Source organism: Mycobacterium sp. E2497 (assembly GCF_001668695.1).
In the GTDB taxonomy this organism is placed as follows: domain Bacteria; phylum Actinomycetota; class Actinomycetes; order Mycobacteriales; family Mycobacteriaceae; genus Mycobacterium.
The window spans coordinates 74,169-96,542 of record NZ_LZKD01000137.1; the positions used below are offsets into that span (position 1 = coordinate 74,169).

Below are 22,374 nucleotides of genomic sequence, written 5' to 3' on the forward strand. Positions count from 1 at the left end.
GGTGTGCGTGCTCGGGCTGGGGCTGATCGGCGGCTCGATCATGCGGGCCGCCACGGCCGCGGGCCGGGAGGTGTTCGGCTACAACCGGTCGGTGGAGGGTGCGCACGGGGCCACCGCCGACGGTTTCGACGCCAGCACCGACCTGACCGCCATGCTGACCCGCGCCGCCGACGCCGGCGCGCTGATCGTGCTGGCGGTGCCCATGCCGGCGATGGCCGGCATGCTCGCCCACATCGGCGAACTGGCCCCGAACTGCCCGTTGACCGACGTCACCAGCGTCAAACGGGCGGTGCTCGACGAGGTCGTCGCGGCCGGCCTGCGGCAGCGGTTCGTCGGCGGTCACCCGATGACCGGCACCGCTCACTCGGGTTGGGCCGCGGGCAACCCCGGCCTGTTCACCAGGGCGCCGTGGGTGGTCAGCGTGGACGACCACGTCGACCCGGTGGTGTGGTCGATGGTGATGACGCTGGCGCTCGATTGCGGCGCGGTGGTGGTGCCGGCCAAGTCCGACGATCACGACGCCGCGGCGGCCGCCATCTCCCACCTCCCGCACCTGCTGGCCGAGGCGCTGGCGGTCATCGGGGGGGAAGTCCCGCTGGCCTTCGCGCTGGCCGCCGGATCGTTCCGCGACGGGACAAGGGTGGCCGCCACCGCCCCGGACCTGGTGCGGGCGATGTGCGAGGGCAACGCCGACCAGCTGGTGCCCGCCGCCGACCGGGTCATCGAGCTGCTGAGCCGGGCCCGCGACTCACTGGTCGGGCACAAATCGGTGGCCGAACTCGTCGAGGCCGGGCACGCCGCCCGGACGCGCTACGACAGCTTCCCGCGTTCCGAGATCTTCCACGTCGTCATCGGCACCGAGAACTGGCGCGAGGAGTTGGCAGCCGCCGGCCGGGCGGGCGGGGTGATCAGATCCGCTCTGCCAAGCCTGGATAGTCGACGATGAAGCCCTCTTCGTCGACGCTCACGACGGTGTCGGCGACCGGGGAGCGCAGCTTGATGCCGTCGAGGCCGCCCGAGCTGGTGTAGCTCACGACATCGGCGGTGATGGACATGTCAGGCAAGGTGACATAGACCACCGGCAAGGTGACCGAGTCTGCCCGTTCGTGGAGGCCGAGCCTGCGGATGGGCAACGCGTTGAAGAACGGGCTGAACACCACGTCGCAGTCCAGGGCGCCGTTGTACGCCGCACGGCGCTCGCCCTGATGGTCGGTCACCAGCCACATGTTCTCTTCGTCGCGGGCGATGGAGATCACACGTTCACGCTCGGCCAGCGTGACGGTCATGCCGAGCCGCTTGGTGGCGCCGGTCTCATCGGTCTGCAGGTCGTAGTACGCGCCGAACGCCGGATTGGTTGCCGTGGCGGCGGCAACGATGCGGCCGTTGGCCTTGATTCTCTTGCCGGACACTTGAATTCGTACCGATTCCATCCGCGATACGTCCTGTGCACGCCAGGTGAGCATCGCCTGCCATACCCGCCGAGTCGAATCCGAGGAATCTGTGTTCACTCATCTACCGTAAATCGTGCCCGCCGGCCGTGGCGTACCTGCCCGGCGCTCGCGCCTGGCGGCGGTCTTGCGCAGGCGGTCGCCGCCCGGCACCGACGCCCACACCGCCAACGCCAGCAGCCCGTCGAGCGCCAACGCCAACACGGCCACCATCAAGGCGCCGACTAGGGCGAGGTGGAACTCGCGCTCCTTGATTCCGTCGATCAGGTATCTGCCCAGCCCGCCGAGACTGGCATAGGCCGCGACCGTCGCGGTGGCAACCACCTGCAGCGTCGCGCTGCGCAACCCGCCCAGGATCAACGGCATCGCGTTGCGCGCCTCCACCCAGAGCACCTGGGCCTCCGTCATTCCCATGGCGCGGGCGGCGTCGACCACGGTCGGGTCCACGTTGGCGATTCCCGCATACGTGCCGGCCAGCAGCGCCGGGACACCCAGCAGCATCAGGGCGACCAGTGGTGGCCCCAGGCCCAGCCCGAACAGCAGCGTTCCGAGCAACAGCACGCCCAGCGTCGGCAGTGCGCGAAGCCCGTTGACCGCGCCGACCACCAGCAGGGTGCCGCGGCCGGTGTGTCCGATGATCAGCCCCGCGGGAACGGCGATCAGGGCCGAGGCGCCCACCGCGATCGCCGTGTACTCGAGATGCTCCAGGACACGCGCCGCCAGTCCGACCGGGCCCGTCCAGTTGTCGGCGGTGAACAGGTAGGTGACGGCGCGCTGCACGAAGTTCATCGCGCGCCACCCACGATCGGGGCCACCACCGACCGTCGGCGCGGGGTGCGCCCCGCGCGCTCCCACGGTGTGACCAACCGGCCGGCCACCACGATCAACGCGTCGATGGCGATCGCCAGCGCGAAGAGCGCGATGATGCCCGCGAGGATCTGGTCGCTCTTGTTGGTCTGATAGCCCTCGGTGAACCAGGCGCCCAGGCCGCCGATGCCGATCACCGAACCCACCGAGACCATCGCGATGTTGGTGACCACCACCACCCGCAACCCGGCCACCAGGACCGGAACAGACAGCGGTAGTTCGACTTTCAGTATCCGGGCGAGCGGCGAGTAGCCGACCGCGGTCGCGGCGTCGCGCACCGGGGCCGGCACCGCGTCCAGCGCCTCGAACACCGCCCGCACCAGCAACGCCGCGGTGTAGGCGGTCAGCGCGACCATCACATTGGCCTCGTCGAGGATCCGGGTCCCGATGATCATCGGCAACACCACGAACAGCGCCAGCGACGGGATGGTGAACACGACGCTCGCGGTCGCCGTCGTCATCCGGCGCGCAAGCGGCGCGCGCTGCACCGCCGCGCCCAGTGGGACCGCGATCGCCAACCCGATCAGCACCGGCACCAACGACAGCCGCAGATGGACGAGAGTCAGCGCCCAGGCGCCGTCGAGGTGGGTGAGCAGGTAGTGCATCGCTCAGTCCCGCCGTCGGGCTGCCACCGCGTCCAGCACGTCGCCGGCCAGCACACCGCCGATGACCCGGCCGCCGTCGTCGACGGCGACGCCCATCCCCGACGGCGACGACAGCGCCGCGTCCAGCGCCTGGCTGAGATTTCCGCGGGGACGAAACAGCGAGCCGACGCCGCTCATGCTGTCGGACAACGAGGCACCCCCGCGATGACGGCGCAGCCCTTCGGTGTCGATCCAGCCCAGCGGCGCGCCGGCGCCGTCCACCACCACCGCCCAGCCGTCTGCCGGGCAGGTATTGAGCAGGTCGCCCGCGGGGATGCGCTGCACGTCGTGGAGCGGCAGGCCGGCGGCATCGATGAGTTGCAGCCATCGGTAGCCGCGGCCCAGGCCGATGAACCTCGCCACGAAATCGTTGGCCGGGCGCGACAGCAGCCGCGCGGGGTCGTCGTACTGCTGCAACGACCCGGCCCGGAACACCGCGACCTTGTCGGCGAGCTTGAGCGCCTCGTCGATGTCGTGGGTGACGAAGACGATCGTCTTGCGCAATTCGCTTTGCAGGCGCAGGATTTCGTTCTGCAGATCGAGCCGGACGACGGGGTCGACGGCCGAGAACGGCTCGTCCATCAACAGGATGGGCGGATCGGCCGCCAGTGCACGCGCCACGCCGACGCGTTGTTGCTCCCCGCCGGACAGCTGCGCGGGGTAGCGGCCGGCGAGCTTGGCGTCCAGCCCCACGCGTTCGAGCACCCCATAGGCGGCGGCGCGCGCCCACCGCCGGGATTGGCCCTTGAGCACCGGAACCGTTGCGACGTTGTCGATCACCCGAAGGTGCGGCATCAGTCCGGCGTGCTGGATGACGTAGCCGATGCCGAGGCGCAGCCGCACCGGGTCGAGGGTGGACACGTCCACCCCGTCGACGGTGATTGCGCCGGCCGTCGGCTCGATCATCCGGTTGATCATGCGCAGCGCCGTGGTCTTGCCGCTGCCCGACGAACCGACGAAGACGGTCAACTTCCCAGTCGGAACGGTCAGGCTCAACCGGTCCACCGCGGTGGTCCCGTCGGCGAAGGCCTTGCTGACGTCGTCGAAAACGATCATTGCCCGACCGGGTGATTGAAGCCGTTGTCCCGCAGCCATTTCCGGGCGGCCTGATCCGGATCAACGCCGGAGTTTCCCGCCACGGCGGCGTTGAGTCCGGCCACCCCCGCGGTGGTCAGCCTCGCCGACACGGCATCCAGCACCTCCTTGAGCCGGTCCGACTTCTTCTGCGAGTTGACCAGCGGCACGATGTTACCGGCCAAGAAGTTGTGCGCGGGGTCTTCGAGCACCACCAAATGGTTCTGCGGGATGGCCGGTGACGTGGTGAAAACGTTTGCGGCGTTGACCCTTCCCTCGACCAAGGCGCGCACCGTTACCGCGCCGCCGCCGTCGTCGATCGCGACGAAGTCGCCGGGGCTGATGTCGAGTCCGTACTTCTGCCGCAACCCCGGCAGGCCGGCCGGCCGCGTCGCGAACGCCGAGGGTGCGCCGAACCTCACGTCCGCCGAATAGGCCGCCAGGTCGGCGATTGTCTTCAGCTTCCAGGCATTAGCCGTCCCGCCGGTCACGGTCACGGTGTCGGTGTCGGAGGCCGGCGAGGGCGTCAGGATCGCCAGATCCCCCGGAAGTTTGTGGTCGAGCTCCAACTCGACGGCGTCCAGTACGGTCGCCGTCGACTCGGGCGCGAAATAGAGCAGCAGGTTACCGATGTACTCGGGCACCAGGTCGATGGAATGGTCTTTCAGCGCGGGGATATAGGTCTCCCGGCTGCCGATCCCCATCCGCCGGCCCACCTCGAATCCGTTGGCCTGCAACGCTTGTGCGTAGATCTCGGCGATGATGTGTGATTCCGGGAAGTCGCCGGACCCCACGACGATTGACTTCGGGCTGCGGACGGCGCCGCCCAGCGGGTCGGAGCTACTGCACGCCGATAGGACGCAGATCGCCGTGAACCAGACCGTCGCTTGGATCATCGCGCGGTGCACGCGCGACGGCATCCTCATACCGCCGACACTAACGGCAGAACCGCGCGGGCGCCGGGACCAGGCGGCCCGGTTGCGCGGTTTGGTTTCATTCTTTGCCCGATGGGACAAAGATGACACCATGAGCAGCCACACCCCTGCCTCGCCCAGCCAGCCGCCCGCCAAGCCCGCCGCGGCGCCCGAACCGGGCAAGGCGCCCAGGGAACCGGCGATCGGGTTCACCCGCGCCGGTGCGCTGTGGTCGTCCCTGATCGGCGGCTTCCTGATCCTGATTCTGTTGCTGATCTTCATCACTCAGAACACGGTGGAGACGCCCTTTACGTTCTTGGGCTGGCACTGGAGACTGCCGCTGGGGGTGGCCATCCTGCTGGCGGCCGTGGTGGGCGGGCTGATCACTGTGGCCGTCGGCACCGCGCGGATCCTTCAGCTACGGCGGGCGGCGAAGAAGCACCACGCGGCCTCGCGCAAGGGTTAGCGCGCCGCGGGCACGCCTCAGCGGGGCAGCTTGGCCAGCTCCGCCAGCCCGCGGGAGATCAGCGGCGCCACGACCTCCGGTGTGTGGTCGGTGTCCAGCCCGCGCGCCTGGTCCGACATCCGTCTGCGGAAGTCGATGCCCGCGGCGATGATCGCGAGCTTGAAGTAGGCCAGCGCCATGTAGAACTCCCAATGCGCCAGCGGCAGCCCGGCCACGAGTGAATACCGGTCGGCCAACTCGTCGGCCGTCGGCAGCAGCGGCGACGTCCACGCGGCCTGGGCGTTGACGATCAGGTCCAGCGCGGGGTCGCGGTACACGCACATCAGCGCCGCGTCGGACAGCGGGTCGCCGAGGGTGGACAGCTCCCAGTCGACCACGGCGCGCACCTTCGTCGGGTCGTCGGCGTCCAGGATGGTGTTGTCGATCCGGTAGTCGCCGTGCACGATCGACGTGCGGCTCTGCTGGGGAATGGCTTCCTGCAGACCGGCATGCAGGCGCTCGACGTCGGCGTCGCGGCGGTCGTCGGGCAGCCGCACCAACGCCCACTGCGAGCCCCACCGCCGCACCTGGCGCTCCAGGTACCCGCTGGGCTTGCCGAAGTCCGCCAGGCCCACGGCCGCGGGGTCGACGTTGTGCAGATCGACGAGGACCCGGATCAGCGAGTCGACGCAACCCTCGATGACGGTGTGGCTGAAGGCTTCCAGCTGGGCGCGGCGGCGCACCACCTGACCGGCGACGAATTCGACGATCTGAAACGGCGCACCCAGCACGGATTGGTCCTCGCACAGCGCGATCGCGCGCGCCACGGGGACGGGTGTGTCCCACAGCGCGGCGACCACCCGGTACTCGCGCGCCATGTCGTGCGCCGACGGGGTCAGCCCGTGCAGAGGCGGGCGCCGCACCAGCCAGCTGGTCGCGTCGTCGTAGACCCGGAACGTCAGATTGGACCGGCCACCGGAGATGAACTCCGCGCGCAACTCGCCCTCGCGTCCGATGCCCAGCGAGCGCAGGTAGGCGTCCAGCGAGGCCAGGTCGAGCCCTTCGAGTTGGTCAGCTGAAGTCACCGGACTTGTTTACCACCGCCACAGGGCGGTCCGGCTCACCACCGCTGATTTCGCGGCAGCAGGTCCCACACGTGCTCGACCCCGTTGACCCCCGCGACCGTCGCCTGGCCTGATCGCGAGAACAGCAGCCGGGTTATCGAGGCGTAGTCGACCGGAAAGGACAACAGGCGGGACGTCCCCAGGATCTGGTGCAGCAGGACGTTGATCACGCCGCCGTGGCTGAACACCGCGACGGTGTCCTCGGGGTCGGCGGCGGCGACGAGGTCGTCGACGGCCGCGCGCAGCCGCGCCAGGAAGGCGTCCTCGTCGACCGCGCTCGGCAGGTGGCCTTGGGCCAGGCGCGCCCACTCCTCGGGCATCTCCTCGCGGATCTGCTCGACGGGGATGTAGAGCGGAAGGTCGCGGTCGTATTCAGCGAATCGGTCGTCGATCTCTACCGCGAGCTCCCGCGCCGCCGCGACCGGTTCGGCGGTCTGGACGGCGCGCCTCTGGGGGCTGCTCACCACCCGGGAGATGGGAAACCGGTCCAGCGCCTTGGGTAGCCGCTCGATCTGCGCCAATCCCTCGTCCGACAGGTGCGGGTCGGAGCCCTGCCCGTGTTCGCTGCGCAATGGCAGCGCGTGCCGGACCAGAAGCAATTGCATGTGTTCGTTCCTGTCTGTGGTTGGCGCGACGTGTTCATTCAAAGCACGCGGACCGGCCGCCGCAAAACGGGGGCGCGGCGACGGCCGCCTCAGGGCCCCGGGGTTTCTGCTCTCCGCCCACAAGCCGGACTGAGCGGAAAGCCCGCCGCGCGCCGGAGAATGCTATTCTCCGTACAGAGAGCGAGGTGTGCGGATGGCGACGGTAGGCCAGGCCCAATTGGAAGCGGGCGTTCTTGCGCGTTGGCTGGACGCGAACGATGCGCCGGGAAACGGCGAGGAGCCGCGGCTGGAGCAGCTGAAGGGCGGTTCGCAGAACACGCTGTACCTGCTCGAGCGCGGCGGCGAGCGGATGGTGTTGCGCATGCCCGGCGCCCGCGCCGACGCCGCGCGCATCGACGGCTTGCTGCGCGAGATCCGGCTGGTGCGCACGCTGTCCGGCACCGACGTCCCGCATGCGGCGCTGATCGCCGCCGACGACACCGGTGCCGTGCTCGGCATGCCGTTCTACGTCATGCAGGCCATCGACGGGTGGAGCCCGATGGACGGCGGATGGCAGCCGCCGTTCGACACCGACCTGAATGCCCGCCGCGGGCTGGCCTTCGAACTCGTCGAAGGCGCGGCCAAGCTGGGCCGGGTGGATTGGCGCGCACAAGGTCTCGAGGGTTTCGGCCGCCCGGACGGATTCCACGACCGGCAGGTGGATCGCTGGCTGGCGTTCCTCGACGCCTACAAGGTGCGCGAGCTGCCCGGCCTGGATATGGCCGCGGACTGGCTGCGAAACAACCGGCCCGCGCACTACCGGCCCGGCATCATGCACGGCGACTACCAGTTCGCCAACGTGATGTTCGCCCACGACGCGCCGGCGCGGCTGGCCGCGATCGTGGACTGGGAGATGACGACGGTCGGCGACCCGCTGCTGGATTTGGCGTGGTGCCTGCTGGGCTACGACGGCGAAGAGCCGCGCGCCGACGGCTTCTATCTGGACATGCGCGGCATGCCCAGCCGGAGCGAATTGCTCCGGCATTACGAGACGGTCAGCGGGCTTTCCACCGAGAACATCGACTACTACCTGGTGCTGGCGAATTGGAAGCTCGGCATCGTGCTGGAAAAGACCTACGCTGCCGGGGTGCGCACCGGAAAGGTCGACCCCAAGGTCCAAGACGCCTTCGGGACGATGATCCCGCAGCTGATCGCGACGGCGGCCGAGCTGGCCCGCTCGTTGCCCTCCGGGGCCCACTGAAATGGGTTATGCCGACCAGCTTTTCGATCTCACGGACCGGGTCGTGCTGGTCACCGGGGGCAGCCGCGGGCTGGGCCGCGAGATGGCGTTCGCGGCAGCACGCTGCGGCGCCGACGTCGTGATCGCCAGCCGCAACATCGACAACTGCGTGGCCACCGCCAAGGAGATCCAGGCCGAAACCGGCCGCTCCGCTTTGCCGTATCAGGTGCACGTCGGCCGCTGGGACCAGCTCGACGGGCTGGTCGAGGCGACCTATGACCGATTTGGCAAGGTGGACACGCTGATCAACAACGCCGGCATGTCACCGCTGTACGACAAGCTGACCGACGTCACCGAGAAGTTGTTCGACGCGGTCGTCAACCTCAACCTCAAGGGCCCGTTCCGGTTGTCGGCCTTGGTGGGCGAGCGAATGGTCGCGGCCGGGCGAGGATCCATCATCAACGTGAGCACGGCCGGGTCACTGCGCCCGACGCCGGACATCGTCCCGTACGCCGCAGCCAAGGCCGGGCTCAACGCGATGACCGAGGCACTGGCGAAGGCGTTCGGGCCATCCGTGCGGGTCAACACGCTGATGGCCGGGCCCTTTCTCACCGACGTGAGCAAGGCCTGGGACCTCGAGGCGGCCCAGAGCAAGCCGTTTGGACACCTGGCGCTGCAGCGCGCCGGGGAACCGGCCGAAATCGTCGGGGCGGCATTGTTTTTGGCATCCGACGCGTCCAGTTTCACCACCGGCTCGATCCTGCGCGCCGACGGCGGTATCCCCTGACGTGGCGCGTCGCCACCTATGACCGCTGCCCAATGAACGAATAGGAGCATTCGAATGTCCTGGGACTTCTCCACCGAACCGGAATTCCAGCACAAGCTCGACTGGGTCCGCGACTTCGTCCACCACGAGGTGGAACCCCTCGAGGTGCTGTTCCCGGGTTGCGAGTTCCTGCCGCTGAACGACGAGCGCCGGCGGATCGTCGATCCGCTCAAGCAGCAGGTGCGCGACCAGGGGTTGTGGGCACCACACCTTGGCCCCGAACTCGGCGGACAGGGCTTCGGCGCGGTCAAGCTGACGTTGATCAACGAAATCCTGGGCCGCAGCCCGTGGGCGCCGATCGTGTTCGGCACGCAGGCGCCCGACACCGGCAACGCGGAGATCATCGCCCGCTTCGGAACGCAGCAGCAGAAGGACCGCTATCTCGCCGGGCTGCTGTCCGGGGAGATCTTCTCCTGCTTTTCCATGACCGAACCGCAGGGCGGCGCCGACCCGCGGGTCTTCCGGACGCGCGCCTTCCGCGACGGCTCGGAAAAAGACGGGGACTGGGTGATCACCGGGCGAAAGTACTTCTCCTCCAACGCCTCCGTCGCCTCGTTCTTCATCGTCGTCGCGATCACCGACCCCGACGTGCCGGTCCACCGCGGCGCGTCGACGTTCCTGGTGCCGGCTGGCACCGAAGGCCTGACCATCGAGGCCACCCATCATCTGGTGGGGGCGCTGCCGCACGAACCCGGGCATTCGCTGGTGCACTACGACGGGGTGCGCGTGCCGTCGGACGCGCTGCTGGGTGAACCGGGCCAGGGGTTCATGATTCTGCAGACCCGGCTGGCCGGCGGGCGGCTGCATCACGCGATGCGGTCGATCGGGGTGGCCCAACGCGCGGTGGAGATGATGGCCCGTCGCGCGAAAAGCCGTTTCACTCAAGGAAGTTCGCTGGCCGACAAGCAGCTGGTGCAGGCGTTCGTCGCCGACTCGTACACCGAGCTGATGCCGTTCCGGCTGGCGGTCCTGCACGCGGCGTGGCTGATCGACACTGCCGGCGAACACGCGGCCCGCGCCGAGATCGGCGCCTGCAAGATCCTGGCGTCACAAGTGCTCAAATCGATTGGGCTGCGGGCGATCCAGGTGCACGGCGCACTCGGCACCACCGACCAGCTTCCGCTGGTCAACGTGCTGCTCGGCGGCGTGGCGCTCGGCCTGGCCGACGGGCCGACCGAGGCCCACAAGGTCAACCTGGCCCGGCTGCTGCTCAAACACTACGAGGCCGAGGACCCCGAGTGGCCCAGTGAGCTGCTGGACATCCGCCGGGAGGCCGCGCGCACCAAGTACGGCGACCTCATCGACCGCGTTCCGGCGCTGCCCGATTCGCCGTGAGCAGCCGGGTGACCGCGGCGGTCGAGCGGGCGCTCGACGACCGCCAGCGGGAGGCCACCGAGGAGGTGGAGCGCATCCTGGCCGCCGCGGTGCGCGTCATGGAACGGGTGGCGCCGGAACCACCGCGGGTCAGCGACATCGTCGCCGAGGCCGGCACGTCGAACAAGGCGTTCTACCGCTACTTCGCCGGCAAGGACGATCTCATCCTGGCCGTCATGGAGCGCGGCGTCGGCATCGTGGTGTCCTACCTCGAGCACCAGATGGCCAAGGAGAGCGAGCCGCGCGAGCGGGTCGCTCGCTGGATCGAGGGCACGATGGCGCAGGTCGCCGACCCGCACCTGATCAGCATGAGCCGCGCGGCGGCGGGCCAGATGTCACCCCGCACCAATTGGCCGGCGGTCGATCAGGAGATGCTGCGGCCGCTGCGCGACCTGCTCGTCGAACCCGTTGCGGCGCTGGGCAGCAGCGACGTCGAGCGCGACGTCGAGGCGGTGTTCAGTTGCACGGCCGCGACCATGCGGCGATACGTGGGGTCTGCCGACCGGCCCGGGTCCGACGACATCACGCACCTGGTCGGATTCTGCCTGCGCGGTCTGGGGGTCGGCTGATGCGCGCGGTGGTCTGCCGTTCCTATGGCACACCGGAAGACCTGGTTCTCGAGGACGTCGACGAGCCGGTCCCGGCCCCCGGGCAGCTGCTGGTGCGCGTGCACGCCGCCGCCGTGAATTTCCCCGACGTGCTCTTCATCGCCGGCAAGTACCAGGTCAAGATCCCGCCGCCGTTCATACCGGGCAACGAGATCGCTGGCGAGGTGATCGCCACCGGCGAGGGCGCGCCGTTCGAGCCGGGGCAGCGAGTGGCCGGAACCACCTTCGGGGCGTTCGCCGAACGCGCACTGCTGGACGCGAGCCAGGCGGCGCTCATCCCCGACGACGCGGACTTCGCGTCGGCCGCGGCCTTCGGCGTCACGTACCGCACCGCGTATCACGCGCTGCGCTCGACCGCCGCGGTGGCAGAAGGGGATTGGGTCGTCGTGCTGGGCGCCGCGGGGGGTGTGGGGCTGGCCGCGGTCGACCTGGCCGTCGCCATGAAGGCCCGGGTGCTGGCCGCGGCGTCGAGCCCCGAGAAGCTCGACCTGTGCCGGCGACGCGGCGCCGAGGCGACCGTCGACTACGACCGGGAGGACTTGAAGGCGCGCATCCGCGAGCTCACCGGCGACGCCGCCCGGGTGGTCATCGATCCCGTCGGCGGGCCGTACGCCGAGCCGGCGCTGCGCGCGCTGGCGCGCGGCGGCACGTTCGTCACTCTGGGCTACGCCGCGGGTTCCATACCGGCGATCCCGCTCAATCTCGTTCTGCTCAAGGACATCTGCGTGCGTGGCATGGAGATCCGCACCTTCATGACCGACCATCCCGACCAGGCCGTCCGCGACATGCGGGAATTGTCGGAGATGTTCGCCGCCGGCACGATCCGCCCGTACATCGGTGCGCGATTCCCGCTGTCCGAGACCGCGGCCGCGCTGCGGCACGTGGCCGACCGCAAGGTGTTGGGCAAGGTCGTCATCGACGTATGACGCGGTGTGGCGCCGAGATTGCCGCCATGGTCGTGAAATCCAGGTCCGGAGCAGCCGTCAGGGCAATCTCGACGTCAGGGCGTGACGATGTTGAAGCTCGGGTCGGGTTGGTCCAGCGCACCGAGGAGGGCCTGTAGCGCCGCCTGGTCGCCGGATATCTGCAGGCCCGGGGACGTGAAGTCGCCCAGCGCCGCGGCCAGCAACCGGGACTTGCCGTCCAGCTGCACCGTGACGGTCGCCGTCGCGGGTTGGGCCGGAGCCTGGCGGTAGACGAGCACCCCGTTGCGCAGGGTGAGCCGGTAGTTGGCGGCCAGATCGGTGAAGGCGATGTCGACGGCGAGGTCGAGATCCCAGCTGCGTGGCCCGTCGACCCGGATGGCGAGGCTGTCGAAGATCTGTTCGGGGGTCAGCTGGGACAACATGGTGGGCGACGCGACCTGGGCCGCCGTGCCGAAGTTTCCGTTCCGTAATTCGGTTGCGCCGCTGAGGAAGAAGTTGCGCCACGTTGCGTTCTCGGCGCCGTAGGCCAGCTGCTCGAGCGTGTCGGCGTACAACGCACGAGCGTCGGCATGGTCGCTGTCGGCGAAGACGGCATGGTCGAGAAGGGTTGCCGCCCACCGGAAGTCGCCGGAGTCGAACGCCGTCCGGGCCAGCTGAACAACTCGGTCGATGCCGCCCATCGCCTCGACATAGCGGGGAGCGAGGGCCTCCGGCGGATGCGGCCACAGCCTGGCCGGGTTGCCGTCGAACCAGCCCATGTAGCGCTGGTAGACGGCCTTCACGTTATGGCTGACCGAGCCGTAATACCCGTGGGTGTGCCAGGCGCGCTCGAGCGCCGGCGGCATCCGGAACATCTCCGCGATCTCGACGCCGGTGTAACCCCGGTTGAGCAGCCGCAGCGTCTGGTCGTGCAGGTAGGCATAGAGGTCGCGCTGCAGCGAGAGAAATTCGACGATGTTCTCCCTGCCCCAGGTGGGCCAGTGATGCGACGCGAACACCACGTCGGCGCGGTCGGCGAAGGTGTCGATCGCCTCGGTGAGGTAACCGGACCAGGCGTGCGGGTCGCGCACCAGGGCGCCGCGCAGGGTCAGCAGGTTGTGCAGGTTGTGGGTGGCGTTCTCGGCCATGCACAACGCGCGGAAACGCGGGAAGTAGAAATGCATTTCGGCGGGCGCCTCGGTGCCGGGCGCCATCTGGAACTCGATCTCCACGCCGTCGATGGTGTGCCTCTCGCCGGTCTCGCGGACGTCGATGGTGGGGACGATGATCGCCACCTCGCCGGTGGACGTGGCCTGGCCCAGCCCGCAACCGACCTGGTCCTGCGGCCCGCGGGGCAGCAACGTGCCGTACATGTAGGTCGCCCGCCGCGTCATGGCCGGGCCGGCGTAGACGTTCTCCCGGACAGCGTGCTCGGCAAAGCCTTCCGGCGCCAGCACGTCGACCGCGCCGGCGTCCACGTCCGCCTGTGTGGTGACGCCCAGCACGCCGCCGAAGTGGTCGACGTGGCTGTGGGTGTAGATCACCGCGACGACGGGGCGCTCGCCGCCGCGGTGGGCGCGATACAACGCCAGCGCCGCCGCCGCGACCTCGGTGGACACCAACGGGTCGATGACGATGATGCCGGTGTCGGTCTCGACGAACGTGACGTTCGAGATGTCGAAGCCACGGACCTGGTAGATGCCGGGAACCACTTCGTAGAGGCCCTGTTTGGCGGCCAGCGTCGACTGCCGCCACAGGCTCGGGTGCACCGACGCCGGCGCCTGACCACCGAGGAAGGAGTAGGCGTCGTTGTCCCACACCACCCGGCCGTCGGCCGCCTTGATGACGCACGGGGACAGGGCGGCGATGAACCCGCGATCGGCGTTGCGGAAGTCCGCGTCGTCATCGAATGGCAGCGCGTGTGCGCGGTGCGCCGCCTCGATGACCGCGGTGGGGGGTTTGTGCTGCACGCCAATACATTGCCACCAACGCGCCATTCCGCGAAGCCGTTCCACCGCATCCTGTCCAGTGATCAACGGACACAGAAACAATTCGCCCGAATGCTAGATGTTCGGCCCAGTTAACCCGCATACTGCCCCAGACGGCCCTCAATGCCGAGGGTCGCAACTTTCGGGCAAAGGAGAACACGTGAAGCGTGGACTGACGGTCGCGGTGGCTGGAGCGGCAATTCTGGCCGCCGGAGTCTCCGGCTGTTCAAGCAACAAGCAGCCTTCGGGCGGTTCGGGCACCAGCTCGGCCGTGAACACCTCGGCGGGCGCCGCCAGCGGAACCAAGGTCCTGATCGACGGCAAGGACCAGAACGTGAGCGGCTCGGTCGTGTGCACGTCCGCGGGCGGCACCGTCAACATCGCGATCGGTGGCGCAGCCACCGGCATCGCCGCCGTGCTCACCGACGCCAACCCGCCGCAGGTGAAATCCGTTGGCCTGGGCAATGTCAACGGCGTGACGCTCGGATACACGTCCGGAACCGGCCAGGGCAACGCCTCCGCCGAGAAGAACGGCAACAGCTACAAGATCACCGGAACGGCCACCGGGGTCGACATGGCCAACCCCATGCAGCCCGTGAACAAGCCGTTCGAGATCGACGTCACCTGCTCTAGCTAGTCGAGGTCGCGGGCGGTTGCCACCCGTTGAGTGGCAACCGCACCGTGAACTCGGTATGACCGGCTGAGCTGTTCACCTTGATCGTCCCGTTGTGGGCCTTGACCACCGCGGACACGATCGCCAGACCCAGCCCCGTGCTGCCGCCCTTGCGCGAGCGCGAGGTATCACCGCGGGCGAACCGCTCGAACACCTCCGATTGCAGCGCCGCCGGGATGCCGGGCCCGTTGTCGATCACCTGCAGCACGGTGTGTTCCGGCTCGGTACTCAACCGCGTCGTCACGACCGTGCCCGCGCCGGTGTGCAATCGGGCGTTGGCGAGCAGGTTGGTCAGCACCTGGTGGAGCCGGGCCGCGTCACCGGTGACGATCACTGGTTCTTCCGGCAGGTCGAGTTCCCACTGATGGTCGGGCCCCGCGACATGCGCGTCGTTGACCGCGTCAACGGCCAGCCGTGACAAATCGACCGGCTCGCGTTCCAACGGCCGGCCGGAGTCCAGGCGGGCCAGCAGCAGCAGATCCTCGACCAGCCGCGTCATCCGTTCCGTCTCGGAGGCCACCCGGCTCATCGCGTGCGCCACCGCCTCGCGGTCGTCACCCATGCGTTGGGTGAGTTCGGTGTAGCCGCGGATCGCGGCCAGGGGCGTGCGCAGCTCGTGGCTGGCGTCGGCGACGAATTGGCGGACCCGCGTCTCGCTGGCCTGCCGCGCCGACAGGGCGGACGCGATGTGGTCCAGCATCCGGTTGAGGGCCGAGCCGAGCTGGCCCACCTCGGTGGAGGGGTTGGCATCGGACTCGCGCACCCGGACCGGCAGCTGGACCTCGCCGCGGTCCAGCGGCAGGTCGGCCACCTTGCTCGCGGTCTGCGCGACCCGCCGCAGCGGTGCCAGCGCCCGGCGGATGATGACGACCCCGGCGATCGTCGCAGCGGCCAAGGCGATCACGGTGACGATGCCGAAGATGATCAGCATCCGGATCAGGGTGGCGTCGACGTTGGACATCGACAGGCCGGTGACGATCGTGTCGCCCCCGTTCCGGCTCGGGGCCGCGACCACCCGATATCGGCCGAGGCCATCCAGGTCGACGGTGACCGGTGCGCGACTGGAGGCGACCTGTTCCAGTTGGTTCTGGGCCGTCGGGGTCAGCGCGGCCCGGGTGCCGCTGCTGGTCAGGTAGCCCGCGTCGACGGTCTTGCCGTGATTGACGACCGCGGCCACCATGCCCGCCGGCTGACCGGGGGCGTCGAGAAATCGCGGGCCGGGGCCCGGCCGCGGATAGAAGGAGTGCTCGTGGCGCCAACCCGGGCGGTTCGGTTCGGGATACATCAGCGCCGAGCGGAACGATGTGCCGGCGAGCTGCCCGTCGAGCTGCTTGACCAGGTGGTGGTTGAGCGCCAGTTCGGTCGCCGCGGTGATGCCGACGCACACGATGGCCAGCACCACGATCTGTCCGACCAGCAGCCGCAGCCGCAGCGACCAGGCCCGCCGCGGGTTAGCGGGCCGGCTTGAGGACATAACCCGCGCCACGCAGCGTGTGGATCATGGGGTCGCGACCGTTGTCGATCTTCTTGCGCAGATAGGAGATGTAGAGCTCGACGATGTTGGACCGGCCGCCGAAGTCATAGCTCCACACCCGGTCGAGGATCTGGGCCTTGCTCAGCACCCGCTTGGAGTTGCGCATCATGAACCGCAGCAGCTCGAACTCGGTGGAGGTCAACGCGATCGGTTCGCCGGCCCGGGTGACCTCGTGGCTGTCCTCGTCGAGCTCCAGGTCGCCGACGACCAGCTGGGCGCCGCTGTCCAGCGTGGTCACGCCGGTGCGCCGCAGCAGCGCGCGCAGCCGCAGCACCACCTCTTCGATGCTGAACGGCTTGGTGACGTAGTCGTCGCCGCCCGCGGTCAGCCCGGCGATGCGGTCTTCCACCGCATCCTTGGCCGTCAGCAGCAGCACCGGAAGCTGCGGGTTCTCTTCACGCAGCTTGTGCAGGACGTCGAGCCCGCTCATGTCGGGCAGCATCACATCGAGGACGACCACGTCTGGGCGCTGGGCCCGGGCGGCGGCGATAGCCGATGCCCCGTCGCCGGCGGTGGCGATGTTCCACCCCTCGTACCGCAGCGCCATGGACACCATCTCAGCCAGGACGGACTCGTCGTCCACGACCAACACGTTGATCGGATTGCCGTCCGCGCGGCACATGACAACCCGCTCGACGGAGGCTCGGGGCTGTGTCACAGGTTCCAGTATGCGCAGCGCGCTGAGCCGCCGCTATGGCCTGGCTTTGCGTGACCTGTGAACGGGATCGCGCGGCCGCCCGGCAGTCGCGCGATCCCGTTTTCCGGCGTGGTGGCTAATACCAATAGCGCCGGCCGGCGACTGGACGACCTATCGAACCCATGATCCACAACACGGCGCCGATGACCAAGACCACGACACCGATTTCCCACAGCAATGGGACACTGAATACAAACCCGAGAATAAGCAGGACTACGCCCAAGACAATCATCACAACTCCTTTTAGGTGAGGGGTAGTAGAACACCAGGCATTGAACTGGGCTGCGGAACATGGCAGTCCTTGACTTTCGGGTTGACGCCCCCGTAATTCAAAGGCCCCGCAATGACGGTCAACGCAATGTTTCCCGCCGTGACACAGCTGGTCGAGTCACCTTTGAAGTAGTCGCGTTGCCATGCCGCGAACACCCCGATGAGCAGCCATACCAGGGCAATGGTGCCGATGATTCCGCTGCCACGCATAGTGACCTCCAATGTGGTCGAGAAAAATTTCTCGTGGACGATAGTTACCCATTGGACTTATGTCTAAACATTCGCCGCGGCTGAATTCGGCAGTGCGCCAGCGGAGCCCGGGGAGCGAATCGAAGTGGTTTGACGCGCTAGCTAACGCCGCTGCGCGGAGACATACAGGGTGGGCGGCATCGCGGACTCTGCGTCCTGCGGAACGCTGCGACCGTAGCGAGCCATCAACTCGGCGAACGTCGCCGTGGCGACGTCCCAGCCACGCTCCCGCAACCAGGCGTCGACGGGGGTGCGCTCCTCGGGATACCAGAGGTCGTCGAAGTCGGTGATCTCGGAATCGACCAGCTTGGCCGCCGCGGCCCGCATGCGCCGCATGTCCTCACGCTGGCGCTGGACCAGGTCGGGGTCGGTGAACCCGGCGCCCGGCACGTTGGAGGCCAGCCAGCTGCCGTCGGCGCTGAGCGAATGGATGCGCTGGAACAACAGGTCCTGGCCCTGCGCCGGCAGGTAACGCACCAGGCCCTCGGCCGACCAGGCGGCAGGCCGCGACGCGTCAAACCCCGCCTCCTGCAACGCCTTCGGCCAGTCCTGGCGCAGGTCGATGGGCACGTTGACCAGCCGCGCCCTGGGCTGCGCGCCGTGCTCGCTCAGCGTGGTGGATTTGAAGTCGAGGACCTTGGGCTGATCGAGCTCGTAGACGACCGTGCCGTCGGGCCACGGCAGCCGCCAGGTGCGCGCGTCCAGGCCGGCGGCCAGGATCACCACCTGACGTACGCCGGAGTCGGCCGCGCCCAGGAAGAACTCATCGAAAAAGGCTGTCCGCGTGGCCATGAAGTCGATCATCAGCTGGATGCGCGTGCCGACCTCGGGCTCGAGCTCCACCGCCTTGGCCAGCAGCGCGGGATCGGCATAGATGCTCCACATGCCTTCGCCGGCCGCGTCCACGAACACGCGCGCGAACGGGTCGTTGATGAGCGGATTCTCGCTCTCCGTCTCGGCGGCCCGCGCCGCCGCGACGCCAAGTGCGGTGGCTCCCACGCTTTGGGTGATGTCCCAGGAATCGTTGTCGGTACGCGGCATCGCCAGTTCCCTTCCAGGCGCGAGATTCAGTTAGTTGCCCACACTATTGTTCCAGGCTCCGCCGCCCGGAGCCCGTTCGCGGCGGTGGCCTACGCTTTTTCCCAGACGGCCCACAGGGTTGCAGCAAAGGAGCTGGCATGGACGAGATCGGTATCGGCTGAACGTGGATGCCGTGAACCTGGACGCCGTCGCGGCCTGGATGTCCGAGCGGAGACTCGGCGAAGGGCCGCTGGAGGACGTCACCGCCGTCACCGGCGGAACCCAGAACGTCATGATCCGGTTCACCAGGGCCGGCCGGCCGTACGTGTTGCGCCGGGGACCGCGGCACCTGCGCCCCCGGAGCAACAGCGTCATCCTGCGGGAAACGAAAGTCCTTGCCGCCCTGGCCGGTTCCGACGTGCCGCACCCCCACCTGATCGCCGCTTGCGAGGACCCCGGCGTGCTGGGCGACGCGGTCTTTTACCTGATGGACCCGGTCGAGGGATTCAACGCCGGGGAGGGACTGCCGCCGTTGCATACGGGTGATCCCAGCGTGCGGCACGGCATGGGCCTTTCGATGGCCGACGCGCTGGCAAAGCTGGGCGCCGTTGACCATGTCGCCGTCGGTCTGGGCGATTTCGGCAAGCCGGAGGGCTTCCTGGAACGCCAGGTCCCGCGCTGGCTGTCCGAACTGGACTCCTACAGCGAGTACGAGGGCTACCCCGGGCCGCAGATCCCGGGAATCGGGGAAGTGTCGGCCTGGCTGGAACGCCACCGACCGGCAACGTGGACACCCGGGATCATGCACGGCGACTACCACGCCGCCAACGTGATGTTCTCCAACACCGGCCCGGATGTGGTCGCGATCGTCGACTGGGAGATGTGCACGATCGGGGACCCGCTGCTGGATCTGGGCTGGCTGCTGGCGACCTGGCGCCAGCCCGACGGGTCCAGCGTGTTCAGCCACGCCCTGGGCGGGCAGGACGGGCTGGCCAGCACCGACGAGCTTTTCCAGCGCTACGCGGCCAACACCACCCGCGACCTCTCGCACATCACCTGGTACACGGTGCTGGCGTGCTTCAAGCTGGGCATCGTCATCGAAGGCACGCTCGCCCGGGCCTGTGCAGGCAAGGCCGAGAAAGAGGTCGGCGATCAATTGCACGCAGCCACTGTTCACCTCTTCGAGCGCGCGTTGGGCCTGATCGAGAGCGTGGCCTGATCCACTAGCGTCTCCCTTCGCGCCGCCCTACCCCGAAGACGCGGCCCGTTCGGGGTCCGTTCGGGGGCCACTAGATCCTCGGCCTCCTCCCGAGCGGATTTGAACCCCCGAACCTACTCATCCATAAGGGCTGGTGCGTTCGCAGCCGTCTGCCGTCAACGGCTCGAGCGTTATCCGTTGCGACGCATCGGCTACCGCACGCTTTACGTTCCGTTAAATACCGCGTTCCAAATCGGCCATTGCCCTGTCAACAACAGGCCATTGGTGCAACCATCTTCTGATGGGTGAAAGCGATGCCGCCCAAGCCGTCGAGCTGATCCGGGCTCTGTGCGAGGTGCTGGACAAAATGACCCGCCAACTGACCTGGCTGGAAGCCCGCGGCGCTGGGGCCGAAGCGACCGCCCTGCACCGGGACATCGCCGAAGCGCGGGCGCACATCAACCGGCTACAAAGCCGATACCTCAAGAGCTCCCCCACGCGCCAGTTCGCTTAGCAAGCCTGGCGGGCGATGCCGCGCAGGCTCCGGAGCCGCACAGATTTTCGTCTCACTAGACCGCTTCGGCGCTCGGGAACTCCGGTCTCAAGGACCAGGCGAAGATGAAATGTCGAGCGTCAACGAACGTCATACCGGTGATGAGCGCGCCCGAAGGGATTCGAACCCCTAACCTTCTGATCCGTAGTCAGATGCTCTATCCGTTGAGCTACGGGCGCCCGTGTGTTCAGTTGTCTTGCGTGGTGTTCCTTGGCGGAGGCGAGAGGATTTGAACCTCCGGTCCCCTTTGAGGGGGACAACTCATTAGCAGTGAGCCCCATTCGGCCGCTCTGGCACGCCTCCCTTGGACTGTTCGAGGGTACCCGACCCCTTTCCGGTCTCGCGGAACCGGCCATAGCGTACACATCCGCGACATAAACTGTCGAAGTGACCGCCCGCCTGCGTCCCGAACTGGTCGGACTGCCAGTCTATGTCCCCGGCAAGAACGTGCCGGGCTCCATCAAGCTGGCCAGCAACGAGACCGTCCACGGTCCGCTGCCCAGCGTGCACGCGGCGATCGAGCGGGCCGTCGCCGTCGTCAACCGCTACCCGGACAACGCCAGCGTCGACCTCAAGGCGGCCCTGGCCATGCACCTGGGCTCCTCCGTCGCAACGGAGCACATCGCGGTCGGTAGCGGTTCGGTCAGCCTGTGCCAGCAGCTGGTGCAGATCACCTCCGCGGCCGGCGACGAAGTCATGATGGGCTGGCGCAGCTTCGAGTGTTACCTGCCGATCGTCCAGGTGTCGGGCGCGACCGCGGTGAAAGTGCCGCTGAGCGACCACACCCACGACCTCGACGCCATGCTCGCCGCGGTCACCGATCGCACCCGGCTGATCTTCGTCTGCAACCCGAACAATCCGACGTCGACGGTGGTCGATCCGGACGCCCTCGTTCGTTTCGTCGAAGCCGTGCCGCCGCACATCCTGATCGCCATCGACGAGGCCTATGTCGAATACATCCGCGACGGAATGCTGCCCAGCAGTCTGGAGCTGGCCCTATCGCGCAGCAACGTCGTTGTGCTGCGGACGTTTTCGAAGGCCTACGGGCTCGCGGGTCTGCGCGTCGGTTATGCAATCGGTCACCCGGACCTGATCACCGCGCTGGACAAGGTCGTCATGCCGTTCGCCGTGACCAACGTCGCCCAGGCGGCCGCCATCGCGTCGCTGGAGGCGTCGGACGAGCTGATGGCGCGGACCGACGCGCTGGTCGCCGAGCGCACCCGCGTCAGCGCGGGGTTGCGCGACGCCGGGTTCACCCTGCCGCCGTCGCAGGCCAACTTCATCTGGCTGCCGCTGGGTTCTCGTACCACGGACTTCACGGAGCAGGCCGCCGACGCGCGGCTGGTGGTGCGCCCGTTCGCCGGCGAGGGGGTGCGCATCACCATCGGTGCGGTGGAGGAGAATGACGCCCTGTTGCACTTCGCCCGGGATTGGATTTCCCGCACCGAACCGTAAGGAGCACTCCATTGGACTTGGCGCGCAAACAGTTCACCGAGTTCAAGGAGCGCGACGGTGACATCCCCGATGCCGAGCTCGACGACTTCTGGGCCGGCCTGGAGCCCGCGACGATCGAGGGCATGCTGGGCGAATGGCAGGGCGGCGAATTCCGCACCGGCCACCGGATGAACGGCCAGCTGGAGAAGGCCGGCTGGTTCGGCAAGACCTTCAAGTCGGCTCGGGACGTGCAGCCGCTGGTCTGCCTGGACGCCGACGGCAACAAGTTCTCGAACGTCGAGATGGGCAAGGGCGAGGCCAGCCTGTGGCTCGAAGAGTTCCGCGGCGAGGTCACCGCGACGATGGTCTACGACGGCCAGCCCGTGCACGACCACTTCAAGAAGATCGACGACAACGCCGTCATGGGCATCATGAACGGCAAGGGCGTCCGGGATAACGGCCGGTACTACTACTTCTACCTCGAGCGGGTGTAGCGCCTCGCCGAGCGTGGACTGACTGCGAAAACGCTGCCCGGATTTCGCGTTGTCTGCACGTTCGGCAGAGGCCGACGCTAACTGGCCGGTTTGCGGGCGGTGAAGGCGACCAACCGCTCGAGCGGGCCGGCGTCTCCGGGTGCTTGCGCGCGCCTCGCCCGACGAGCAGGCGGGCCTCCTTCGTGGGTTGAGGGAGGCCCGCCCGTCAGTT

24 protein-coding genes, 2 tRNA genes and 1 pseudogene are annotated in these 22,374 nt (G+C 68.2%); 12 read left to right on the forward strand and 15 right to left on the reverse strand.

Annotated features, from left to right (window positions below):
* The first annotated feature begins 1 nt into the window (after window position 1).
* Window positions 2-946, forward strand: coding sequence for a prephenate dehydrogenase (locus A5713_RS11815; RefSeq protein WP_082972910.1), 945 nt, complete (start codon window positions 2-4; stop codon window positions 944-946).
* Here the strand turns inward: A5713_RS11815 and A5713_RS11820 are convergent.
* From A5713_RS11820 to A5713_RS11840, 5 genes and pseudogenes are all read right to left on the reverse strand, one after another.
* Window positions 909-1,508 (reverse strand): putative glycolipid-binding domain-containing protein, encoded by a 600-nt coding sequence (locus tag A5713_RS11820; RefSeq protein ID WP_068095670.1) that lies wholly within the window; start codon window positions 1,506-1,508, stop codon window positions 909-911. The two genes, A5713_RS11815 and A5713_RS11820, sit on opposite strands and share 38 nt — an antisense overlap.
* Before the next feature lie 4 nt (window positions 1,509-1,512).
* A pseudogene (locus A5713_RS11825) lies at window positions 1,513-2,237 on the reverse strand (ABC transporter permease).
* On the reverse strand, window positions 2,234-2,920 hold the full coding sequence (locus A5713_RS11830) for an ABC transporter permease (RefSeq protein WP_068095675.1): 687 nt from the start codon (window positions 2,918-2,920) through the stop codon (window positions 2,234-2,236). The pseudogene A5713_RS11825 and the gene A5713_RS11830 overlap by 4 nt, the downstream one beginning before the upstream one ends.
* A 3-nt stretch (window positions 2,921-2,923) precedes the next feature.
* Window positions 2,924-4,015 carry an ABC transporter ATP-binding protein gene (locus tag A5713_RS11835; protein WP_068095679.1) on the reverse strand — a complete coding sequence of 364 codons (1,092 nt, stop codon included), beginning with the start codon at window positions 4,013-4,015 and terminating at the stop codon, window positions 2,924-2,926.
* Window positions 4,012-4,959 (reverse strand): ABC transporter substrate-binding protein, encoded by a 948-nt coding sequence (locus tag A5713_RS11840; RefSeq protein WP_068095683.1) that lies wholly within the window; start codon window positions 4,957-4,959, stop codon window positions 4,012-4,014. The genes A5713_RS11835 and A5713_RS11840 overlap by 4 nt, the downstream gene beginning before the upstream one ends.
* A gap of 100 nt (window positions 4,960-5,059) precedes the next feature.
* Here A5713_RS11840 and A5713_RS11845 point away from each other — a divergent pair, with 100 nt between their 5' ends.
* Window positions 5,060-5,413 (forward strand): lipopolysaccharide assembly LapA domain-containing protein, encoded by a 354-nt coding sequence (locus A5713_RS11845; protein ID WP_067920270.1) that lies wholly within the window; start codon window positions 5,060-5,062, stop codon window positions 5,411-5,413.
* A gap of 17 nt (window positions 5,414-5,430) precedes the next feature.
* On the opposite strand, the gene A5713_RS11850 is transcribed toward A5713_RS11845, so the two are convergent.
* Together A5713_RS11850 and A5713_RS11855 are read right to left on the reverse strand one after the other, a co-directional pair.
* Window positions 5,431-6,477 (reverse strand): phosphotransferase family protein, encoded by a 1,047-nt coding sequence (locus A5713_RS11850; protein WP_067920196.1) that lies wholly within the window; start codon window positions 6,475-6,477, stop codon window positions 5,431-5,433.
* A gap of 35 nt (window positions 6,478-6,512) precedes the next feature.
* Entirely contained in the window at window positions 6,513-7,121 is a 609-nt protein-coding gene (locus A5713_RS11855; protein ID WP_068095689.1) for a histidine phosphatase family protein, read from the reverse strand.
* A 193-nt stretch (window positions 7,122-7,314) separates the two neighbouring features.
* Between A5713_RS11855 and A5713_RS11860 the strand changes: the two genes are divergently transcribed.
* From A5713_RS11860 to A5713_RS11880, 5 genes are read left to right on the forward strand one after another with little or no spacing between them, the layout of a single operon-like run.
* Window positions 7,315-8,361, forward strand: coding sequence for a phosphotransferase family protein (locus A5713_RS11860; RefSeq protein WP_068095695.1), 1,047 nt, complete (start codon window positions 7,315-7,317; stop codon window positions 8,359-8,361).
* 1 nt (window position 8,362) lies between these two features.
* Window positions 8,363-9,127, forward strand: a complete 765-nt coding sequence (locus A5713_RS11865) for an SDR family NAD(P)-dependent oxidoreductase (protein ID WP_067920202.1) — start codon at window positions 8,363-8,365, stop codon at window positions 9,125-9,127.
* A gap of 54 nt (window positions 9,128-9,181) precedes the next feature.
* Entirely contained in the window at window positions 9,182-10,501 is a 1,320-nt protein-coding gene (locus A5713_RS11870) for an acyl-CoA dehydrogenase family protein (protein ID WP_067920204.1), read from the forward strand.
* Window positions 10,498-11,109: a TetR/AcrR family transcriptional regulator gene (locus A5713_RS11875; protein ID WP_068095699.1), complete on the forward strand. Its 612-nt coding sequence runs from the start codon at window positions 10,498-10,500 to the stop codon at window positions 11,107-11,109. The genes A5713_RS11870 and A5713_RS11875 overlap by 4 nt, the downstream gene beginning before the upstream one ends.
* Window positions 11,109-12,074 carry an NADPH:quinone oxidoreductase family protein gene (locus tag A5713_RS11880; protein WP_068095701.1) on the forward strand — a complete coding sequence of 322 codons (966 nt, stop codon included), beginning with the start codon at window positions 11,109-11,111 and terminating at the stop codon, window positions 12,072-12,074. Before A5713_RS11875 ends, A5713_RS11880 begins: the two co-directional genes overlap by 1 nt.
* A gap of 74 nt (window positions 12,075-12,148) precedes the next feature.
* Here A5713_RS11880 and A5713_RS11885 read toward each other — a convergent pair whose 3' ends face one another.
* On the reverse strand, window positions 12,149-14,029 hold the full coding sequence (locus tag A5713_RS11885; protein WP_197516360.1) for an alkyl/aryl-sulfatase: 1,881 nt from the start codon (window positions 14,027-14,029) through the stop codon (window positions 12,149-12,151).
* Between the two features lie 172 nt (window positions 14,030-14,201).
* On the opposite strand from A5713_RS11885, the gene A5713_RS11890 reads away from it, so the two are divergent.
* Window positions 14,202-14,678 carry a lipoprotein LpqH gene (locus A5713_RS11890; protein ID WP_068095715.1) on the forward strand — a complete coding sequence of 159 codons (477 nt, stop codon included), beginning with the start codon at window positions 14,202-14,204 and terminating at the stop codon, window positions 14,676-14,678.
* Here the strand turns inward: A5713_RS11890 and A5713_RS11895 are convergent.
* From A5713_RS11895 to A5713_RS11905, 5 genes are all read right to left on the reverse strand, one after another.
* Complete coding sequence (locus A5713_RS11895) at window positions 14,671-16,188, reverse strand: cell wall metabolism sensor histidine kinase WalK (protein WP_068095780.1); 1,518 nt, start codon at window positions 16,186-16,188, stop codon at window positions 14,671-14,673. The two genes, A5713_RS11890 and A5713_RS11895, sit on opposite strands and share 8 nt — an antisense overlap.
* The gene (locus tag A5713_RS11900) at window positions 16,166-16,870 is read right to left on the reverse strand and encodes a response regulator transcription factor (protein ID WP_068095716.1); all 705 of its coding nucleotides are present in this window, start codon (window positions 16,868-16,870) and stop codon (window positions 16,166-16,168) included. Before A5713_RS11900 ends, A5713_RS11895 begins: the two co-directional genes overlap by 23 nt.
* Before the next feature lie 151 nt (window positions 16,871-17,021).
* Window positions 17,022-17,177: a DUF6131 family protein gene (locus tag A5713_RS29180; RefSeq protein WP_090419013.1), complete on the reverse strand. Its 156-nt coding sequence runs from the start codon at window positions 17,175-17,177 to the stop codon at window positions 17,022-17,024.
* A gap of 11 nt (window positions 17,178-17,188) precedes the next feature.
* Window positions 17,189-17,437 (reverse strand): hypothetical protein, encoded by a 249-nt coding sequence (locus A5713_RS27555; RefSeq protein ID WP_082972912.1) that lies wholly within the window; start codon window positions 17,435-17,437, stop codon window positions 17,189-17,191.
* Between the two features lie 129 nt (window positions 17,438-17,566).
* Entirely contained in the window at window positions 17,567-18,505 is a 939-nt protein-coding gene (locus A5713_RS11905; RefSeq protein ID WP_068095717.1) for a class I SAM-dependent methyltransferase, read from the reverse strand.
* 199 nt (window positions 18,506-18,704) lie between these two features.
* On the opposite strand from A5713_RS11905, the gene A5713_RS11910 reads away from it, so the two are divergent.
* A complete protein-coding gene (locus tag A5713_RS11910; protein ID WP_231980374.1) occupies window positions 18,705-19,703 on the forward strand; it encodes a phosphotransferase family protein in 999 nt (332 codons plus the stop codon).
* A 280-nt stretch (window positions 19,704-19,983) separates the two neighbouring features.
* Window positions 19,984-20,196: a hypothetical protein gene (locus A5713_RS11915; RefSeq protein ID WP_068095719.1), complete on the forward strand. Its 213-nt coding sequence runs from the start codon at window positions 19,984-19,986 to the stop codon at window positions 20,194-20,196.
* Window positions 20,197-20,341: 145 nt separating this feature from the next.
* Here A5713_RS11915 and A5713_RS11920 read toward each other — a convergent pair.
* Window positions 20,342-20,414 (reverse strand) — tRNA-Arg (locus A5713_RS11920).
* Window positions 20,415-20,446: 32 nt separating this feature from the next.
* Window positions 20,447-20,538: transfer RNA gene (locus A5713_RS11925), tRNA-Ser, on the reverse strand.
* Window positions 20,539-20,622: 84 nt separating this feature from the next.
* Here A5713_RS11925 and hisC point away from each other — a divergent pair.
* Window positions 20,623-21,690 carry a histidinol-phosphate transaminase gene (gene hisC / locus A5713_RS11930; protein WP_068095724.1) on the forward strand — a complete coding sequence of 356 codons (1,068 nt, stop codon included), beginning with the start codon at window positions 20,623-20,625 and terminating at the stop codon, window positions 21,688-21,690.
* A gap of 11 nt (window positions 21,691-21,701) precedes the next feature.
* The gene (locus tag A5713_RS11935) at window positions 21,702-22,163 is read left to right on the forward strand and encodes a DUF4334 domain-containing protein (RefSeq protein WP_068095730.1); all 462 of its coding nucleotides are present in this window, start codon (window positions 21,702-21,704) and stop codon (window positions 22,161-22,163) included.
* Window positions 22,164-22,374 lie beyond the last annotated feature (211 nt).

Coding starts and splice junctions, on each gene's coding strand:
- A5713_RS11860 (WP_068095695.1), top strand. CDS start 7,315: ATGGCGACGGTAGGCCAGGCCCAATTGGAAGCGGGCGTTCTTGCGCGT.
- A5713_RS11895 (WP_068095780.1), bottom strand. CDS start 16,188: ATGTCCTCAAGCCGGCCCGCTAACCCGCGGCGGGCCTGGTCGCTGCGG.
- A5713_RS11830 (WP_068095675.1), bottom strand. CDS start 2,920: ATGCACTACCTGCTCACCCACCTCGACGGCGCCTGGGCGCTGACTCTC.
- A5713_RS11900 (WP_068095716.1), bottom strand. CDS start 16,870: ATGTGCCGCGCGGACGGCAATCCGATCAACGTGTTGGTCGTGGACGAC.
- A5713_RS11835 (WP_068095679.1), bottom strand. CDS start 4,015: ATGATCGTTTTCGACGACGTCAGCAAGGCCTTCGCCGACGGGACCACC.
- A5713_RS11915 (WP_068095719.1), top strand. CDS start 19,984: ATGGGTGAAAGCGATGCCGCCCAAGCCGTCGAGCTGATCCGGGCTCTG.
- A5713_RS11905 (WP_068095717.1), bottom strand. CDS start 18,505: ATGCCGCGTACCGACAACGATTCCTGGGACATCACCCAAAGCGTGGGA.
- A5713_RS11880 (WP_068095701.1), top strand. CDS start 11,109: ATGCGCGCGGTGGTCTGCCGTTCCTATGGCACACCGGAAGACCTGGTT.
- A5713_RS11870 (WP_067920204.1), top strand. CDS start 9,182: ATGTCCTGGGACTTCTCCACCGAACCGGAATTCCAGCACAAGCTCGAC.
- A5713_RS11910 (WP_231980374.1), top strand. CDS start 18,705: ATGTCCGAGCGGAGACTCGGCGAAGGGCCGCTGGAGGACGTCACCGCC.
- A5713_RS11845 (WP_067920270.1), top strand. CDS start 5,060: ATGAGCAGCCACACCCCTGCCTCGCCCAGCCAGCCGCCCGCCAAGCCC.
- A5713_RS11855 (WP_068095689.1), bottom strand. CDS start 7,121: ATGCAATTGCTTCTGGTCCGGCACGCGCTGCCATTGCGCAGCGAACAC.
- A5713_RS29180 (WP_090419013.1), bottom strand. CDS start 17,177: ATGATTGTCTTGGGCGTAGTCCTGCTTATTCTCGGGTTTGTATTCAGT.
- A5713_RS11865 (WP_067920202.1), top strand. CDS start 8,363: ATGGGTTATGCCGACCAGCTTTTCGATCTCACGGACCGGGTCGTGCTG.
- A5713_RS11840 (WP_068095683.1), bottom strand. CDS start 4,959: ATGAGGATGCCGTCGCGCGTGCACCGCGCGATGATCCAAGCGACGGTC.